The following is an 18,100-nucleotide window of genomic DNA, read 5'->3' as shown; positions in this document are numbered from 1 at the left end:
ACTGCAGGGAGCTCTGTTCTCTGTTCTCTACAGCCGGCTGAACATGAACTGCGAGCCGATGATGGTGGCGAGAGGGCGTCCGGTGACCTTCCAGCCACCGAACGGGGTGTTACGTGCCTTGGAGTGGAACGCTTCCGGATCCACGGTCCATTCCTCGCCGGTGTTGAGCACCACGAGATCCACGCTTTCGGCCCCTTCCACATTGCTCAGGTCGAGCAGGCGGTTGACGCCCTCGCGCTTCGATCCGTCGGCGACGCGGCCGGCGGCATCGGCCGTCTCTCCCGCAATCACGCCGTCCGGATCGTCCCCGGTGGGCGCGGGTTCGGCGAAGTCCTCCACCAACACGGCGATATCCGTGGGCTCGTGGCCCAGCAGCTCGTCCGGTCCCACGCTCATGAGCTCGATGAGTCGTTCGTCGGAGATGAAGCCACCGTCCACCAGCACCTTGTGGCATACGCCATACGCGCATTCGAGGCCGATGATGCCGTTGGGGGCCTTGAGGAAGCCGAGTTCCTTCTCCTCCATCGTGTGGGGCGCATGGTCGGTGGCCAGCAGGTCGACGGTGCCGTCCGCGATGGCCGCGATGGTGGCCTTGCGATCCTCTTCGGAGCGCAGCGGCGGGTTCATCTTGGCCAGCGTGCCGTATTCGAGCAGCGCCTCGTCGCTCAGGGCCAGGTAGTGCGGCGCGGTCTCGCAAGTGATGGGCAGTCCTTCGGCCTTGGCCTTGCGGATCGCCTCGAACGAGATCGCGGTGCTCACGTGCTGGAAGTGCACGTGGATGCCTGTCCTGCGGGCCGCTTCGATGTCGCGGGCCACGATCTTCAATTCGGTGTCCTCCGGGATGCCGGGCACGTCGAGCTTGCGGGAGACGGGGCCTTCGTTGACGGCACCGGTGTCGTGATGCTCGCAGTGTTCGATGAGATACAGACCGGACGCCTTGGCGTTGGCGAGCACATCATCGAGAATCGGCTCGGGCACGGCGGAGCCGTCGTCGCTGATCGCGGTGATGGGGTGCTCGTTCATGGCCGCGGTCTTGGCGTCGTCCTCGAATCCGGGCACGTACCTGAGCCAGTCGGCGGTGTCGCTGGCCTCAAGACCGGCGCGGTCCTTGGACGCGCAGACGCACAGATCGTAGCGGACCGGCAGTTTGACGTCGTGGGCGGCGTCGTACTGCTGCAGGAAGTCGATGACGTTGGAAAAGCCGGCATCACGCACCTCACGCGCGCCAGGCTTGTCGGCGGCGGCGTCCTCCTCGGTGACGGGCTGGCCGTCGAGCGCGGGCAGCGTGTTCGGCATGATGAGCACGTTCGTGTATCCGCCGGATGCGGAGGCGCGGCAACCGGAGACCATGGATTCCTTGTAGGTCTGGCCGGGATCGCGGAAGTGGACATGCGGGTCGGCGAAGCCGGGGGCCAGAGTCAGGCCGGTGGCGTCGATGTCGGCGCCGTCATGCACGGCGTCCGTGTCGGCGAAGTAGGCGTCGGCAAGGCCCGGAACCACCAGGTCGATGATCTCGCCGGTGTTCCAGACCTTGATGTTGCGTAGGGTGATGCTCACAGTTTGGCTTCCTCGTCGCAGTAGTCGCAACGGTATTCCATGCGCTCGGAGTGCACGAGGTGGAACATCTGCTTGATGCCAGGCTCGGTGGTGGTCACGCAGCGCGGGTTGACGCACTTGATGACGCCCACGATGTGCTCGGGCAGGTGCGGGGTCTTCTTCTCCACGATCGTACCGCCGCGGACCACGTCCACGGTGGCCTGGCGGGCCACGAAGCCAAGCACGTCGAGGTCGATGTCCTTGTCGTCCTCGATCTTGATGATGTCCTTCGAACCGTAGCGCTGGGACGTGGTGTTCATGATGAGCGCGAGCTTGGTCTTGGACGGATCGATCTTCAGGTATTCGAGCACCTTGAGCGAGGTGCCGGCCGGCACGTGGTCGATGATGATGCCGTTGACGATGCTGGTGACTTCCATCAGGCCTGGACCTCCTTGGGGTTGAGCGGTTCGTATCCGGGCAGTTCGTCGCCCACCACGGAGCTTTCGAGCGCCATGCGCATGAGCATGCCGTTCTTGACCTGCTCGAAGTAGGCGGCGCGCGGGTCGTCGTCCACCTCAACGGCGATCTCGTTGACGCGCGGCAGCGGGTGGAGCACGGCCATGTCCGGCTTGGCGAGGGCGAGCTTGTCCTCGTCGAGGATGTAGGTGTCCCTCAGGCGCAGGTAGTCGTCCTCGTTGAAGAAGCGTTCCTTCTGCACGCGGGTCATGTACAGCACGTCGAGGTCGCCGATCACGGAGGCGAGGTCGCGCACCTCCACGTAGGAGCAGCTCGGGGTGGTATTGATGCGGTCGATGACGTACTGCGGGGTCTTGAGCTCGTCCGGGCTGATGAGCACAAAGCGCACGTTGCCGAAGCGGCACAGGGTCTCGATCAGGGAGTGCACGGTACGGCCGAAGGTCAGGTCGCCGCACAGGCCCACGGTCAGGTCGGTGATGCGGCCGAAGCGGGACTGCAGCGTGGCCAGGTCGGCCAGCGTCTGCGTGGGATGCATGTGCCCGCCGTCACCGGCGTTGATCACCGGCACGCTCGCCGCACGGGAGGCCACCAGCGCCGCACCCTCCTTCGGGTGACGGATGGCGACCACGTCCACGTAGTTGGAAACGGTCTTGAGCGTGTCCGCGATGGACTCGCCCTTGGTCACGGAGGCCAGCTGCGCGCCGGCGAAACCGATGACCTTGCCACCGAGACGCAGCATGGCGGTCTCGAAGCTCAGGCGGGTTCGAGTGGAGGGCTCGTAGAACAAGGTGGCGAGCACGCGGCCCTCGCAGGTGTGGGACACCTCTTTGCGATGCGCGTCGATGTACTCGGCCTTATGCAGCAGTTCGAGAATCTGATTGGTAGACAGGTCGTCCAGCGTCACCACGCTCTTGCCGACCATGGGTGTTTCTTCAGACAAGGCTCACCTTTTCGCTCGTTGGTTTCAGGTGGCCACCCTTGTGTGACCTAATCTAATTTACGCCATTTTTCGGACAGCCGCGTTCACCGAGTGTTCACCCTTGTTTTCGGGGGTTTGCCGGATTTCGCGAATGTTCGAGGCCCGACGGCTGAGTTACTTTCGGTGTTCCCGCAGCCACGTGGCGACACCAGGCAGCGCGTCGGGCACCTGCGCATCATACCGGTACACGAATGATGGCATGGTCGCGCCGATGAGCTCCCTGATGGTTGCATAGCGGCCGTCCTTGATGGCGGCATCGACCGCCTTGTACGTGTCTTCGGCTTGCTTGACCACGCCCCGGCCGCCTTCCACGAAGAACGAGGCGTGAGGCAATGGTTTGATGGCGGCGTCATACGTCTCCTGCCATCGTCGCAGGTCCTTTTCGTACTCCTCGCGCCACGGGGTGTGTCCCACCAGACGTTTGATGGGGTTCTTCTCCCGCTCCCGGTATTCCGTCCATTCCGGTTTCCGTTCGAAACCGGCCGCACGGGTCGCCTCCAACGCATACCGGCGGCGTTCCCGCTCCGTGACCTCCCTGAGGGTGAGGAATTCCTTCCATGTCGGACGCCAGGTATCGATCCACTGCTTGTAGCGTTTCCCGTCGTCGGTCTGGATCCACATCGCGTACTGGAAGTCACGGTCGCGACGGCCGATCTCGTCGAGCCTTTGAGTGAGGTCCGTCATCGTTATGGACAGTTGTTGGTTCGCCGCTTCGAGACTGTTCAGATGGAATTCCATGCTGTCCAGCTTGCTGCGCAGTTCGTCAAGCTCGTAGGATTCCATCTTGTCCCTCCTGTCGGCCGGTGAAACCATCGTCGTCAATCCATACTAGGGGGAGATGGTCAGGACAAGTCCTAGGGACGCCACACATAAGAGAGGGAACGCCATCGCGGCGCACGCAATGAACCAGAACGGCCCGACCATGACCTTCCACCTCGGATTCCAAAGTGCCATATCCAAATTCGTGGATCTGCCGGAGGACCCGGACTAGGAGGAATACTCCGTGACATGACCTGTTTCGTTGCACAATCAGAACGCTTTGTCGCTGTCGGTGGCCGTCGTGTAGCGATGAATATCGCACGCGGCCAGGCCGCGGCCATCATCATTGCGGTAGCGATGGCCGCGGCCGTTTTCATCATCCCGTCCATCATTGGAACTTTTCCCGGAAAAACCACCACGGCGCTGTCAGATGGGCTGACCTATATGATCTCGCGTATACAATTCCCGAGCTTCCAGGCCTCACCGAGCACTATCTTCGTTCCGTTCAGGATTCCTGTTTTTCGAAGGTGGTTTCCTGCTCGGATCCGAGGTTGGTGATGGCGTCCCTGGGCAGGGGCCCGCTGGATGGGGTGTCGTAGGAGAGCCAACCGCGGGCGTGGTCGGTCATGAGGGACGCCTCGGAGCCTTTGGGATGCCATGCGAACGAGCCGCAGGGGCTCAGTCCGGTGGCGTCGCCGTTATCGCCTTCCGTGATCGTGTAGTCTTCGCAGTCCATGGTGTAGGTGCCGTCGTCCTTCGCGGTCAGGTTGGTGAATCTGCCGGTGAACTTGGTGGGGCCGCCTCCCATGCCGCCGGGGTTGTAGACTCCCGCGAACGTGCCGTCCGCCTTGATGACCATGGCTGAATGCCAGGTGCCCATCGGCGGCTGCATCATGTAGGTGCCGGCGAGCCGGGCCATGGCCTGGTCGTCCTGCTTGGTCTCCGTCTCCGTGGAACCGGCGCCCTCTGTCTTCGTCTCAGCCTTCGACTTGGCCTTGTCGACGGTGGTGCCGTCGATGAGGGTCCAGTCCACGGGTTTCTCGACGAGGTAGTAGACGTTGTCCTTGTCGGGCGCGTCCTTGAAGGCGACGGCCTTGCTGGTTTCGTTGGGGATGAACGGTTTCGCTCCGGTCGCGGTGGCGTCCACGGGCTTGTACTTCGCGTTGTCGCGTCGGATGATGTAGGGACGGTCCTTGTCGGGCGTGTACGTGGTCTTCCCGTCGAAGTAGCCGTCGGATTCGAGGGTCTTGAGGTTGGCGTCGACGGGCATGTAGAGCAGGAATTCGTCCGGCTTGTAGGTCAGTCCGGTGCTGGTGCCCATGCCGTCGGCCACGGTCCCGTTGTCGCAGTGGTATCCCATGACGCCGCCACCTGAGTAGAACACGGTGTCGCCGCAGGAGGGGAATCCGTCGCCGGCGTGCAGTTCGAAGCCGCCGGTGTCGCCGGAGATGAGCCAATTCTTCATGTACGTCTTGGTGAATTCGTCGTCGGTCTGGTTGCTTGGCGTGCATCCCCAGGGCGCGTTCTGCGAGTAGGGGCAGAGCTTGACGTCCGTGGAGTCCTTGCCGTCGCTCATCGCGATGGCTCCGGTGACGGAGGCCGAGGTCGAGTCCGATTCGGACAGGGTGAGGCAGTCTCCACCGTCGGTGCAGTATTCACCGGTGAGCCGGTCGGCGCGGGTGGCGAGCACGGTCTTGGTGCCGTTGGCGTCCTTGGCCTCCGTGAGCACTTCATACCGTTTGGACGCGTCGACCCCGTAGTAGAGGGTCACGTCCTTGACGTCGGTCTTCAGTCCGATGGCTGGGTTGGCGCCGACGATCTTGCCGAGGTATTGGCGGCTGGAGAATCGGGGTTCCATGGTGACCGTGTAGCCCTTGTCCTCGAGTGCGCTTTGCGCGTCGTCCATGTACTGTCCGGCGATTTCGACGGGGATGCCTTCGCCTTCGATGCCGACTCCCAGGTGGATGCCGTCCTCGACGTCGGTGACCGGGTCTCCGTCGGCGGGCGTGGTGATGGCCACGTGGCCGGGCTTGTCGGAGACGACCTCGTGCTCGGTGACGGTCACGCCCATGGTCGACAGGGACTGTTCGGCCTGGCTGGCGGTCATGCCGACCGTGCCCTGGGGCACGCCGGGGCCGGCGGATTCGAGGACCGTGACCGGCTGGCCCGGGGAGACCCTGTCCCCGGCCTTCACGCCGTCGAGACCCAGGTAGGAGCCTTTCTTGGCCCCGTCGTACTGCTTTTTCCTGACGACCTTGAACCCGCGTCCCTCCAATTGCGACACCGCGTCGGACGCGGTCGTCACGCTGATCTCGGGCACGGTCTTCGGTCCGAACACGTTCCACGCCGCGACGCCGGCCACGACCACGCATATGGCGAGCACCGCCGCCAGGATCGCGATGATGATCGCGCGCCTGCGGTCCGGCCTCACGGCCGCGACGGCCGTCGCATCCCCCGTCCCGTCGGATACGGGCGCGGGCTTGGGCGTCCCGCCCACGGGCGGCATGGGCACCGGTCCCGGGACCGCGGTCGCGGGACCGCCATGCGATGACGGTGCCGGCATGTCATGCAGTGTGCGGGTGTCCCCGCCGGATTCCGCCTGCGGCCCGGACCCGGTATGGGCCGCAGACGTCGCGGCCGGCTGGGATGGCGTGGTGTCCAGTGGCGCGCCGCACATGATGCAGTGCTTCGAGTCCGGCTCGTTGCCGGCCCCGCATTCGGTGCAGTATCTCATCAGGGTCTTCCTTTCCTCTCTCCCGGGGAGCCGGCGATGCCGACGCACACCGTTCTAGCCGATATGCGGCCGGCGAAACGCCGGTTGCCCTTGGGAATCATTGGTTTTGGCCGGTCAGTGGCTTGTGGTGTTCGGGTAGGTCACGTCGAATCCGTCGGGCGTGACGTGCAGGCGCCCGCCGGTATCGGGCACGAGCGTGGCCAGGTGCAGGAGTATGTCCAGGAGTTCCGGGCCTCCCGTGTCCAGGGCGTTGAGGGCGCCGGCGAACAGGTGATGGTATTCCTGGTTGCAGCCGAATTCCTTGCTGCCGCCGCGCACGTGCACGGACACGAACACGCGCCGCATGGATTCGAGCGCGAACCGCCAGTGAAGCGGGGTCGCGTCGGCGAGCAGGCGCATGCGCTTGTCGAGCGTGAACCAGCGTCCCCCGAACCGGGGGCTGAGCAGGATCATCCACGCCGGTTCCATGTCGTAGTCGTATCGTTCGATCGGTTCGACGTTCCGGCTCCGGTTGCGCATGGTCATCCGGTGGTCGAGATACGGGCGTACCCGGCGGAACATCGAATGCCCGGTGATCTGCCGGATCGTGTCCCGGTCCGTCAGCCCGTCCTGCAGTAGCTGGTCCAGGAGCGGGGTCTCGTCAGGTGCGTCCATGGTCGTGTCCTTGTCGTTCATGATTCCTTCCTTCCGATGGTGCGGTCCTGTGTTTCGTCCGGACCGTGGCTTTGCGGGGTTCCGTTGCCGGTATCGGCGTATCCCGCCTGTTCCCGGTCGCACTGTTCCAGCAGCGTGCGGATGTGCAAACCACGGAGACGCCCGTCCCCGAGGAGCCTCGCGTGGTTTCCGTCGGCCCATGCGGCGAGCGGCTCCCCGCAGTCCAGTGGCCGCATCCGTTTCCACTCGCTCTTGGCCGGGGGCGCGCCGCGCCTGCCGGTGGCCCGGGCATGCGCGCAGCGGCGGCATACGGGTTCGATCCAACGTCCCGCACTGGCGCGCACCCGGTATTGGGAGCCGCATCGGATGCACGTGCACGTCGAGAGCGTCTCGTACAGGTCCAGCAGTTCGCGCATGAGCCCGGCCAGGTCCATCCATCGTGCGGGGCGTTCCAGGCCGGTGGTCCAGTCGATCGGGTCGTCGTCGAACAGGACGCGCAGGCCGCCCCACTTCTCCTTGACCTGGTCGATGCCGAAACCACGCAAACCGAGGTCGATGACCTGCTGCATGTCGTCCATGAGTTCGGGCCCGAAACGGATCATCCATCCCCGTGGCATGTCCGCCAGCGGACCGGCCCACGGGCGCCTGCGGCGGGTCGCGCGGCGCAGGCCCGCGTACCGGAATCGCGGGTCGGCGGCCAGCAGCCGCATGGCCGTGGCTTCGTCCGGTGGAATATGGACGTCCGGTTGGAAACCGAGATCGAGCGCGCGACGGGCGATCAGGTGCAGGTACCGGTCCGTGCACGCGATCATCTTGCGCCGGTCGTGCGGCCCGATTCCCAGATACGATTCGCCCAACGCCAGCCGGGCCCGGTCCAATGCTTCGGCCTGCCCCATGTCGCCTTGGGCGAGGGCTTCGGCCGATTCGGCGATCAGCATGGCGTGCAGCATGATGAAGGTGTCGTCCAGTCTCGTTTTGAGTTTCGCGTCGGACAGTTCGACCATGTTGCGCGACATGGTCCAGTCCTCTTCCCCCAGTCCGGCCGCGATCCCGAGGACCTCCCGTTCCCACGGGCGGAACTCGTCCGTCCTGGAATCGTCCGGCTCATGGCCTGCGGCGAGCATCATGGCGCGTTCCAGGCATCGGCGGGTGATGTCCGCAGACTGGCGTGGACGCTCCGGCCGGTGGATGGGCAGGCCGTCCTCGTGGTTCCTTGCCGTGTTTTCGCGCACCGTGTTCCTGGTGTAGTCCAGCAGGTATTCCGCGTCCGCGTGCCTGACGTAATGAGGCGTGTACTCGTCGCAGTCGATGACGTATTCCAGCAGTGGTTCGGACCATCTGATCCGGTACGTGTACAGGCCAGCCGCCTCTTGCGCGTCCATGTGACCGTTCCTTTCCGGACCCCGCGGGGTCCCGTGTTCCTTGCATCTGCATGCGTTAACCGGACAACCCTCCATTTGGCCGGTCGGGACGGCGTGTCGCCGCATGATCAGCCCCTTCCGGGCGTGTCGTGCCGGGGTTGTCCGGTTACAGCGATCAGAAGCCGATGGGAGGCATGGCGAAACGGTCCGTGCCACGGATACGAGAGGAGCATGTGATGACGGACTACGGGGCATATGGAAAAGCCGGGGCGGAGGAGGCGCGGGTCATGGAGGCGGGTCTCGCCCCGGGCCGCATGGACGAGTTCCTGCAGGACCTGGCGAGGATCAACCGTGACCTGGGTCTGCAGTTCGAGGTCATGCGCTTCCGCCTGCCCCGGCGTGACGAGAACGGAACGTGGAACTGCCGGTTCCAGCTGCCGGTGCTGGTCACCCGGTACGGGCAGGTCGAATACGAGCACGGTCTTCCCGTGCGCCGCATGTTCGACGTGCGCTACGTGCGCGCCCAGATCCTGCACGGCGACTACCAGTCGCACACCAGGCTCCGACTGGACCGCGCGGATCCGGACGAGCCCGTCGCCGTGCGTATCGAGAGCGTGGACTGGGTGGTCAGCACGGCCGAGGCCGAGCATGCCGGACTGCTCATCCGCGAGGGCGAGGCCGAACCGGTCCCCTACCTGTACGCGGTCGCGGAACGCCGCACGGGCCTGCTCTACCCCGTCGCTTCGGACACGAGGCTGGTCCTGAAACCCGAGGACGGGGACGGCAAACCGGGCCGGCTCGTGGACATCACCGTCCAACGTCGCGAGTCCTACTCCCAATCCGCGCGACGGGATCCGGACGACAAGCCGCGCAGCGAGGAGGAGACCCTGCGCCGACTGGAACAGGACTCCCGGCGTCTGCGGGCCGTGCTCCTCGAACGCGACTCGCCCCGCTGGCGTCCCGTCCTCGAGGCCGCCGAACGGCTGCGCGCCGAGAACCGCGAGGATTACACGGCCGGACAGGCCCGCTGACACCAGCACGATAAACCGATCCGCCATCACCGGCGGAGAAAACAAGGAAAGGAAGAGCCACAATGCCATTGGGCATCATGGACGCGACCCGCGTACGCGGCGCGCAGACCGCCGTCAGCGTCACGGAAGCAAACGATACGGATCCGGACGTCGGGGACATCGACTTCCCGCCGGACCCGGACGACTGGGGCCGCGAGGGAAGGGTGTGCCAGTACTTCAACGAGCAGGACGAGGCCGACATCTGCACGGATACGCCGGAGTACTACATCCGCGCCTACTGCTGGGACCCGGGCTGCGACGAGATCCACACCTGGTACTACTGCCTGCGCCACTTCTCGGCCAACATCGGCTACCTCGCCCGGACCCTGTCGCGCAACTCGCCCTCGATGGAGATCGCCTGGGACATCCGCGCCGGCGACATCCCCGCCCGCTTCCAGCTGCTCGAATGGGGACGCATCGGCGAGGAGGGCGACGACCCGCTGCCCGACCCCTTCCGCCGCGACACGCCGGAGGACGGCAAGTAACCGGGTTGTCCGGTTGACGTAGGCAACAAGGAAAACGACAGGCGTCCGGGGAAAGGCCCCGGACGCCACATGCAAGGAGCGGAACGGCATGATTCCGGACGAATACCTCGGCCAGAGGGTGGGCGTCACCGGCTACCGGGTGCTGAACCTGGACCTCGACGGCGTGTGCGCCGACTACACGGGCGCGTTGCGCGACTTCCTCGTCAGGACCGGCCGCATGGCAGCGGACTCGCATCCCGGCGAGGAACGGTACAGCCTGTACGAGAACGAGGGGTGGCCGTTCACCACGCCCGCCGGATACTTCGAGGCGCACAGGGATGCCGAACTCGACCACCTGTACGCGCGTATGAAACCCCTGCCCGGAGTCGCCGAGGCGCTGCGGACGCTGGCCGGAGCGCACGTGTACATCAGGATCGTCACCCACCGGCTGTTCGTCTCGGGCCAGCATCGCATGGTCGTCTCCGACACGGCCTGCTGGCTCGACGAGCAGGGCATCCCGTACATGTCCCTGTGCTTCACCGGACTGAAGGACAGCATGCAGGCCACCGTCCACATCGACGACTCCCCCGCCAACATCACCGCCCTACGCCGGGCGGGCCAGCACGTCGTCGTGTTCGACCACCCCTACAACCGGGACTTCGAAGGCCCCCGCATGGCCGACTGGAGCCCGGAATCCACGGAACGGCTGCTCGCATGGTTCGACCACTGGCCCGACGGACAGGAGACGCCGGACGCCACAGACCACGGAACGGAATACGGAAACGGAGGAAAGGACTGATATGGAAAGGCAGTTGGAGGGATTGTGGGATCCCAAGGACGGCGCCTACGGGCTGGCCGTCATGACCGTGCGCCTCATGCGCCGGGCCAAGGGGCACATCACCACGCGCGACGAGGTGCTGGCCATGCAGGAGCGCGCCGGCCGCGAGTGGACCGAGGAGGAGATCGCGGGCATCCTGGCCGCGAACGGAACAGCGGAAGGGGAAGACCATGACCAAGCAGCTCAAGGGACTGTACGACCCGAGGACCGGTGACGCCGGTCTCGCTGCGTTCACCGTGCGAATCCTGCGCGGGCAGGGGCACGTGACCACGCGCGACGAGGTACTGCACATGCAGGAGGACATCGGCCGAGACTGGACCGAAGAGGAGATCGACTACATCCTCGCCGCGAACGGGTGACGATGGCCGCCCGCGAGGATGTGGTGACTCGATGGCGCGGCTGCCGGCTGCCGGCCCGGCCCGGTAGATATCTACCGGGCTGATGTGCATGCCCGTACATTGGCGGGCATGGACTACATGAAGAGACATGAAAGACGTGACGTCGGCGGCGTTGATGCCTGGCCGGACAGGAGCCTGACGTTCGAGGATTTCGTGGTGAACACGTCCAACCGGGCCGCGTTCGAACAGGCATCGCTCGCCGGCCGGACGGGAGCCAATGGTCGAGGGCTGTTCCTGTATGGCGGAAACGGACTGGGCAAGACCCATCTGCTCAACGCGATAGGCAATGACCTGCTCGCCGCCGGATGCGGGACCAGCGTGCTGTACGTCACGGCCGAACGGTTCAACACGGCATGCGCCATGGCGCTCGGGAGCACCGTCCCCGCCGACATCGATACGTTCCGTTCGGCATACGCCAGACCAGACCTGCTGCTGTTCGACGACGTCGACAAGGTAGGCCGCAGCGCCACGGTCCTCAGGGAGTTCGGCAATGCCGTACAGCGATTGCTACGCTCGGGCAAACGCATCATCGCGACGGCCAACGTCCCGGCGAGACGACTGGGCGACATCGACGCGCGTACGCGGCAGGCGTTCATGGATTTCATTCCCGTGGAGGTGAGGGAGCCGGAGCTGGCCACCCGCATGGCAATCCTGCTGCGGCTGGCGAACCAGTTCATGGCCGATGTGCCCGACGACGTGTTCGTCCATGTGGCCGAACGGTATCCCCATGACATAGGACGCATGAAAAGAGCGCTGATCCGCATCCTCGTCCAATCAAGGCAATGGCCCTCGATCACGCTTGACCGCGTCAGACCGCTCCTCGCGACCGACAAGCCAGACGCTGGATGCCCCGAATCCGTAACCACGTCCCGGGCCGATGGGATCGTCCCCGATCCCATGCCCGTCGAAACGGACGACGACCATTCCCGGCCGGTTGCGATCACCGTCAAGCTATCGTTCTGAAAAACGATCCGAAACATGGTTGTGCCCCGTATCCCGAAGGATGCGGGGCACAACCATTTGTGTACCAGGCTCATGCGCCGGGCAGGCAGTGGGGGCCGAAGACGGCCTTGAGTTCGGCATACAGTCCCGTGTCCCGTCCGACCCGGTACCGGTCGCCGAACGTGAGCACCCGCGCGTCACCGTCATGGCCGATCAACGCGAGCCTGGTCTCGCTGACGCCGGGATATCGGGCGAGGATCCGTCCGAGCCGTTCCATGCGTTCCCGCGTGGCGGCCTCGGCCGGGATGACGATGGTCAGGGGTTTCCCGTCGCCGGTTTCAATCGAGGGGAACTCGATGCCGGTGGTCCTGAGGGTCACGGTCTCGTCGCGCGTCTCCACGCGGCCCCTGACCTGGATGATGTCGTCCGTGGCGAGCCGTGTGGCCGCGTCCTGCCAGACGCGGCCGAACAGCAGGCATTGGATGCTGCTTTCCATGTCCTCGATGGTGACGATGGCCCACGGGTTGCCCTTCCTGGAGACGCGGCGGTCCACGCCTGTCACGAGCCCGGCGAGCGTGACCTGCTGACCCTCGGGCATGGCCCCGGCACGGTCGATCAAATGCGCGATGGACATCTCCCTGAGACCCGCGAGCACGGATTGCATGCCGGAGAGCGGGTGGTCGGACACGTACAGGCCCAACATCCCGCGCTCATAATCGAGCTTGGTCTTCCTGTCCCATTCGGCCACGTCGGGGATGGTGATGGTGGGGTCGACCGTGGCCATCGGGTCGTCGTCTTCCCAGTCGGCGAAGAGGTCGAACTGGCCTTCGGCCTGCTTGCGTTTCAGGCTCACCATCGAGTCGATGGCAGTGTCCCGAATGAGATCGAGGGCCCGCCGGCATGGGTCGGTCGAGTCGAACGCGCCGGCCTTCACGAGCGATTCGACCAGCTGACGGTTGAGCACGTTCAGGGGGACACGGCGGATGAAGTCCGGGAACCCCCGGTACGCCCCGTCCGGGCCCTCGCGTTCGGCGATGATGTCGGCCACGGCCTTGGCGCCCACGTTGCGGATGGCTCCCAGGCCGAAGCGGATGCGGTCGCCGACGGCGGTGTACTCGTACGCGGATTCGTTGATGTCCGGGGAGAGCACCTGGATGCCCATGCGTCTCGCCTCGCCCAGGTAGAGCGCGGTCTTGGTCTTGTTGCCTGCCGCCGCCTGCAGGAGGGCGGCCATGAACTCGACCGGGTAATGGGTCTTCAGGTACGCGGTCCAGTAGGAGATGAGCCCGTAGGCGGCGGAGTGCGCCTTGTTGAAGGCGTATTCGGAGAACGGTTTGAGAATCTCCCAGATGGTCTCCGCGGCCTGTTCGGAGTAGCTGTGCGCTTTCATGCCGGCGAAGAACGGAATCTTCTCCTTGGCCAATACCTCGGGCTTCTTCTTGCCCATGGCGCGCCAGAGCACGTCGGCCTTGCCCAGCGAGTAGCCAGCCAGGATACGCGCGGCGGACTGCACCTGCTCCTGGTAGATGATCAGCCCGTAGGTCTCGTCCAATACCGGACGCAATGGTTCGTCCAGTTCCGGGTGGATGGGTTCGATCGGCTCGAGCCCGTTCTTGCGCCGGGCGTACTTGGTGTGCGAGTCCACGCCCATGGGACCGGGCCGGTACAGGGCGATCAATGCGGACACGTCGTTGAAGCAGGTCGGCCTCATGGCCTTCAGGAGCGACCGAATGCCGTCGGAATCGAGCTGGAACACACCCAAAGTGTCGCCGCGGGACAGCAACTCGTAGGTGGGCTTGTCGTCCAACGGGATCCTGGTGTAGTCGATGGCGGGCTTGCCGTTCGCCTCGATGTTGCGCAACGTGTCACGGATGATGGCCAGGTTCGACAAACCGAGGAAGTCCATCTTGACCAGGCCCAGGGTCTCGCAGGTGTGGTACTCGAACGTGGTGGTGATGGTGCCGTCGGTACGTTCCAGCAACGGGGACGTATCCGTGATCGGGGTCGAGCCCATGATCGTCGCGCACGCATGCACCCCGGTCTGGCGGATCAGGCCCTCGATGGTGGAGGCCTTGTCGATGACGGCCCTGGCCGTGGGATCCGCGGTGTAGAGGTCGCGGAATTCCTGCGCCTCCGCGTAGCGTTTCGCCTGTGGGTCGAAGACATCGTGCAAACTGATGTCCTTGCCGCCGGTCTCGGATGGCGGCAATGCCTTGGTGATGGCGTCGCCCACGGAGAATTCGTAGCCCATGATGCGTGCGGAGTCCTTCAGCGCCTGTTTGGTCTTGATGGTGCCGTAGATCACGCACTGCGCGACCTTGTCCGTCCCGTACTTCTCGCCGCAGTACTCGATCACACGGCCACGGCCCTCCGGATCGAAATCCACATCGATATCAGGCAGGCTCACGCGCTCCGGGTTCAAAAAGCGTTCGAAGATCAGACCGTGCTTCAACGGGTCCAACTCGGTGATGCCCATCGCGTAGGCGACCATCGCGCCTGCCGCCGAACCACGGCCCGGACCCACCATGATCCCGTGGTCCTTCGCCCACTGGATGTAGTCGGCGACCACCAGGAAGTAGCCGCAGAACTGCATCTGGCAGATCACGCCGCACTCGTAATCCGCCTGCTTCAACACCTCCAGGGGCGGATGCCCGTCGTACCGCTTCTCCAGGCCCTCCTCGACCTTCTTCAGGAACAGGCTCGTCTCGTCCCAACCCTCCGGGCACGGGAACTTCGGCATGAACGCCCCGTCCTCGTGATCGTCGAACATCACATTGCACCGCTCCGCGATACGCAACGTATTGTCGCACGCCTCGGGCAACTCCCTGAACAGGTCGCGCATCTCATCCGCCGATTTGATGAAATAGCCCGTGCCGTCGAACTTGAACCGGTCCGGATCATCCAAACGGGAACCCGAGTTGATGCACAGCATCGCGTCCTGCGCGCCCGCGTCCTCCGCATGCACGTAATGCGAATCATTCGTCGCCAACAAGGGCGCGTCCAGCTTCCTCGCGATGTCCAGGAGATCACGGGTCACCTGCGTCTCGATCTTCAGGCCATGGTCCATGAGCTCGATGAAGAAATTATCCCGGCCGAAGATGTCCTGGAACTCGCCCGCCGCACGCAACGCCTCATCGAACTGCCCCAAACGCAAACGGGTCTGGATGATGCCCGACGGACAACCCGACGACGCGATCACGCCCTTCGAGTAGGTGGACAGGACCTCCTTATCCATACGCGGGTATTTCGCCACTCTTCCCTCGAGGTTCGCGATCGAGGATGCCTTGATGAGGTTGGAGAGCCCCTGGTCGTTCTCCGCCCACATGGTCAGGTGCGTGTACCAGCCGCCGCCGGACACGTCGTCCGGGTTGCGGCGGCGGTGCTTCCCGTCCAGTTCGGGGTTCCAGTCGGTGTCCCATGAGACCTTGGCGGGATCCTTTCGTGAGGTCTCCGGCGTCACGTACGCCTCGATGCCGATGACCGGCTTGACGCCCCGGTTGGCGGCGGTGCGCCACAGTTCGTACGCGCCGTGCATGTTGCCGTGGTCGGTGATGCCCACCGCCGGCATGCCCAGCTCCCGGACCCGGTCCACCAGGTTCGGGATCCTCGACGCGCCGTCGAGCAGCGAGTAATGCGTGTGGTTGTGCAGATGCACGAAGTCTCCAGTCTGGCCCATGACCCCGAACCGTATGCCCCGACCACAGTGTCCGGTACATATCTACCGGACACGATGGGAGACTGCGATGGTGGAACCGACGCCCCGCCGATACGGGGCGTGCACACGTCAGGAAGGAGAACGCCATGCGGGAGGACATCGATCCGGTAACCCATCTCGATAGGAACTTCACGTTCGATTCGTTCGTGCCGGGCGACTCGAATCGGTTTGCAAGGGCGTGCGCCCTGGCCGTGGCCAGAGAACGCGGCGGCCGGGATTTCAACCCCCTGTGTATCTACGGCGGTTCCGGTCTGGGCAAGACCCACCTGCTCAACGCCATCGGCAACTACGCGCTCGTCAAGGACCCCGGTTTGAAGGTCCGGTACGTCACCAGCGAGGAATTCACCAACGAATTCATCGACGCCCTGCAGAACCCCAACCAGAGCCAGGGCCAGATCGCCGAATTCAACCGACGCTACCGCCAGGTCGACGTGCTGCTCATCGACGACATCCAGTTCCTCGGCGGCAAGGAAGCGACCCTCGACCAGTTCTTCCACACGTTCAACTCCCTGCACCAGGCCAACAAGCGCATCGTCATCGCCTCCGACGTCGCCCCCAAGAACCTCAAGGGCTTCGAGGCGCGCCTCATCTCCCGCTTCGAATCGGGTCTGACCGTTGACGTCAAGCCGCCGGACCTGGAGACCCGCATCGCCATCCTGAGGATGATCGCGTCGATGAACGGGTCCAAGATCCCCAACGACGTGCTCGACCTGATCGCCGAACGCTTCACGGAGAACATCCGCGAGCTCGAAGGCGCCCTGACCCGCGTGACCGCCGTCGCCTCCCTGAGCAACCAGCCCGTCACCCGGGCCCTGGCCGAACAGACCCTCCAGGACTTCTTCACCACCGACGTGGAGATCAAGCTCACCGACATCATCGGACAGGTCGCCAAGTACTTCCATCTGACGTTCGACGATCTCGTGGGCCGTTCGTGTACCAGGAACGTGGCTTTGGCCCGCCAGATCGCCATGTACCTCGCCCGTGAGATGACCAGCATGAGCCTGCTCGACATCGGCGAGGTGTTCGGCGGCCGCGACCACACCACGGTGATGCACGCCTACACGCGCGTGAGCGACGAGATGCAGCAGAAGCAGGAGATCTACAACTACGTCATGGAGCTCACCGTGCGCCTCAAGCGGAGCAGCAGCGACTGATCCGCCCGTTCGCCCGTCAACCGGACGGTGTCCTCATGTGCTGGCCACGACATCGAGCAAACGGCATGAGATGATGGAATACAAGACTCATTCGGCTGAAAGGACAGGCATGAGACTGGGAACGATCGATCTCATCAGGAAAATCGGGCTGGACCCCAATGACGTGATGCTCATACGGCATTCCACGGCGATCACGAGAAAATACGTCAACCAAGGTTTCCTGGATGAATGCACCGCCGAAATGAAACCGAAGTTCACGTTCGGCCAGACTCATCGCTATTGGATGGTATTCGCCGGGGAGCAATCGACCACCAGACTCGTCGCCCTGTACCGGATGGATGGGTGGACGAAGCTGGAGAAAGGCATGCTTCCTGATGGCTACCCCATCGAGGAATCCAACTACGGGAAAAACGACTTCTACATATTGGAGCGCCTCGATCTGCTCGCCGAATATGAGAACAGGCTCACAATAGATTGGGGCTCTTTTAGAAGTTTGGCTTGGAAGGGTACGGTCGACAAGCCGATCGTCTCGATCGAACGGACGAAACCCACCTTCCCCGGGTTCGACGATCTCATACTCGGATTCGACAAGCTGTCCGACATCATCGAGGACCCCGACTACTACAGCGCCTATTACGATGCCATGAGCCAGGTCAGCGCCATCTATCTCGTCACCGACACGGCAAGCGGGAAGCAGTACGTAGGATCCGCCTATGGCGGTGAGGGACTGTGGCAGCGCTGGAGCACGTATGCGCACACCCAAGGACGCGGAGGCTCCGGGGACGGCGGCAACAAACTGCTCGTGGACCTGCTGAACCGCGGCGGCGAAGGATATGAGCGGAATCTGCGGTATTCGGTGCTCCGTGTACTGGACAGTGGTCTATCCACGGACCAGGTCGTCGGAATGGAGAACCTGTACAAGGACAAGCTCGGAACCCGCGAATTCGGCTTGAACGCCAACTGACGTTTCCTGTTTCCTGCCATAGACGTCACCTATGACAGGAAACAGGAACCGTCAT

Annotated in this window: 16 protein-coding genes and 1 pseudogene; 9 read left to right on the top strand and 8 right to left on the bottom strand. The window is 64.1% G+C overall.

Going from position 1 to position 18,100, the window contains the following annotated elements:
- Positions 1 to 27: 27 nt before the first annotated feature.
- The 4 genes from JS536_RS08930 to JS536_RS08915 all read right to left on the bottom strand — a co-directional run bounded on the left by JS536_RS08930 (position 28) and on the right by JS536_RS08915 (position 3,775).
- Positions 28 to 1,557, bottom strand: a complete 1,530-nt coding sequence (locus tag JS536_RS08930; protein WP_214356651.1) for an amidohydrolase family protein — start codon at positions 1,555 to 1,557, stop codon at positions 28 to 30.
- A complete protein-coding gene (locus JS536_RS08925) occupies positions 1,554 to 1,973 on the bottom strand; it encodes an aspartate carbamoyltransferase regulatory subunit (RefSeq protein WP_109056531.1) in 420 nt (139 codons plus the stop codon). Before JS536_RS08925 ends, JS536_RS08930 begins: the two co-directional genes overlap by 4 nt.
- Entirely contained in the window at positions 1,973 to 2,935 is a 963-nt protein-coding gene (pyrB, locus tag JS536_RS08920) for an aspartate carbamoyltransferase (RefSeq protein WP_214356690.1), read from the bottom strand. Before pyrB ends, JS536_RS08925 begins: the two co-directional genes overlap by 1 nt.
- Positions 2,936 to 3,106: 171 nt before the next feature.
- On the bottom strand, positions 3,107 to 3,775 hold the full coding sequence (locus JS536_RS08915) for a hypothetical protein (protein WP_214356650.1): 669 nt from the start codon (positions 3,773 to 3,775) through the stop codon (positions 3,107 to 3,109).
- Between the two features lie 225 nt (positions 3,776 to 4,000).
- Here JS536_RS08915 and JS536_RS08910 point away from each other — a divergent pair, with 225 nt between their 5' ends.
- Positions 4,001 to 4,309 carry a hypothetical protein gene (locus JS536_RS08910; RefSeq protein ID WP_214356649.1) on the top strand — a complete coding sequence of 103 codons (309 nt, stop codon included), beginning with the start codon at positions 4,001 to 4,003 and terminating at the stop codon, positions 4,307 to 4,309.
- Here the strand turns inward: JS536_RS08910 and JS536_RS08905 are convergent.
- The 3 genes from JS536_RS08905 to JS536_RS08895 all read right to left on the bottom strand — a co-directional run bounded on the left by JS536_RS08905 (position 4,257) and on the right by JS536_RS08895 (position 8,521).
- Complete coding sequence (locus JS536_RS08905) at positions 4,257 to 6,485, bottom strand: zinc-ribbon domain-containing protein (protein ID WP_214356648.1); 2,229 nt, start codon at positions 6,483 to 6,485, stop codon at positions 4,257 to 4,259. The two genes, JS536_RS08910 and JS536_RS08905, sit on opposite strands and share 53 nt — an antisense overlap.
- Before the next feature lie 114 nt (positions 6,486 to 6,599).
- Positions 6,600 to 7,160: a hypothetical protein gene (locus tag JS536_RS08900; protein ID WP_214356647.1), complete on the bottom strand. Its 561-nt coding sequence runs from the start codon at positions 7,158 to 7,160 to the stop codon at positions 6,600 to 6,602.
- Positions 7,157 to 8,521 (bottom strand): hypothetical protein, encoded by a 1,365-nt coding sequence (locus JS536_RS08895; protein WP_214356646.1) that lies wholly within the window; start codon positions 8,519 to 8,521, stop codon positions 7,157 to 7,159. Before JS536_RS08895 ends, JS536_RS08900 begins: the two co-directional genes overlap by 4 nt.
- Positions 8,522 to 8,736: 215 nt before the next feature.
- Here JS536_RS08895 and JS536_RS08890 point away from each other — a divergent pair, with 215 nt between their 5' ends.
- The 6 genes from JS536_RS08890 (at position 8,737) to JS536_RS08865 (ending at position 12,233) form a co-directional block, all read left to right on the top strand.
- On the top strand, positions 8,737 to 9,531 hold the full coding sequence (locus tag JS536_RS08890) for a hypothetical protein (RefSeq protein WP_214356645.1): 795 nt from the start codon (positions 8,737 to 8,739) through the stop codon (positions 9,529 to 9,531).
- A 62-nt stretch (positions 9,532 to 9,593) separates the two neighbouring features.
- Entirely contained in the window at positions 9,594 to 10,055 is a 462-nt protein-coding gene (locus JS536_RS08885; RefSeq protein ID WP_214356644.1) for a hypothetical protein, read from the top strand.
- A gap of 88 nt (positions 10,056 to 10,143) precedes the next feature.
- Positions 10,144 to 10,833 carry a hypothetical protein gene (locus JS536_RS08880; protein ID WP_214356643.1) on the top strand — a complete coding sequence of 230 codons (690 nt, stop codon included), beginning with the start codon at positions 10,144 to 10,146 and terminating at the stop codon, positions 10,831 to 10,833.
- 1 nt (position 10,834) lies between these two features.
- Positions 10,835 to 11,086, top strand: coding sequence for a hypothetical protein (locus JS536_RS08875; protein ID WP_214356642.1), 252 nt, complete (start codon positions 10,835 to 10,837; stop codon positions 11,084 to 11,086).
- Positions 11,043 to 11,231, top strand: a complete 189-nt coding sequence (locus tag JS536_RS08870; RefSeq protein WP_214356641.1) for a hypothetical protein — start codon at positions 11,043 to 11,045, stop codon at positions 11,229 to 11,231. Before JS536_RS08875 ends, JS536_RS08870 begins: the two co-directional genes overlap by 44 nt.
- Before the next feature lie 108 nt (positions 11,232 to 11,339).
- A complete protein-coding gene (locus tag JS536_RS08865) occupies positions 11,340 to 12,233 on the top strand; it encodes a DnaA/Hda family protein (protein WP_214356640.1) in 894 nt (297 codons plus the stop codon).
- Between the two features lie 70 nt (positions 12,234 to 12,303).
- Here the strand turns inward: JS536_RS08865 and dnaE are convergent, their stop codons facing one another.
- The gene (gene dnaE, locus JS536_RS08860; protein WP_214356639.1) at positions 12,304 to 15,888 is read right to left on the bottom strand and encodes a DNA polymerase III subunit alpha; all 3,585 of its coding nucleotides are present in this window, start codon (positions 15,886 to 15,888) and stop codon (positions 12,304 to 12,306) included.
- Between the two features lie 128 nt (positions 15,889 to 16,016).
- Between dnaE and dnaA the strand changes: the two are divergent.
- Both dnaA and JS536_RS08850 read left to right on the top strand, forming a co-directional pair.
- A pseudogene (dnaA, locus tag JS536_RS08855) lies at positions 16,017 to 17,081 on the top strand (chromosomal replication initiator protein DnaA); the annotation flags it as partial.
- Between the two features lie 37 nt (positions 17,082 to 17,118).
- Entirely contained in the window at positions 17,119 to 18,045 is a 927-nt protein-coding gene (locus JS536_RS08850; protein WP_214356638.1) for a GIY-YIG nuclease family protein, read from the top strand.
- Positions 18,046 to 18,100 lie beyond the last annotated feature (55 nt).

Origin of the sequence: Bifidobacterium sp. SO4 (genome assembly GCF_018555355.1) — a bacterium.
Classification (GTDB): Bacteria; Actinomycetota; Actinomycetes; order Actinomycetales; family Bifidobacteriaceae; genus Bifidobacterium; species Bifidobacterium miconisargentati.
Note: the sequence above shows the minus strand (reverse complement) of the source record. Positions and strands in the feature narration are given on the sequence as shown.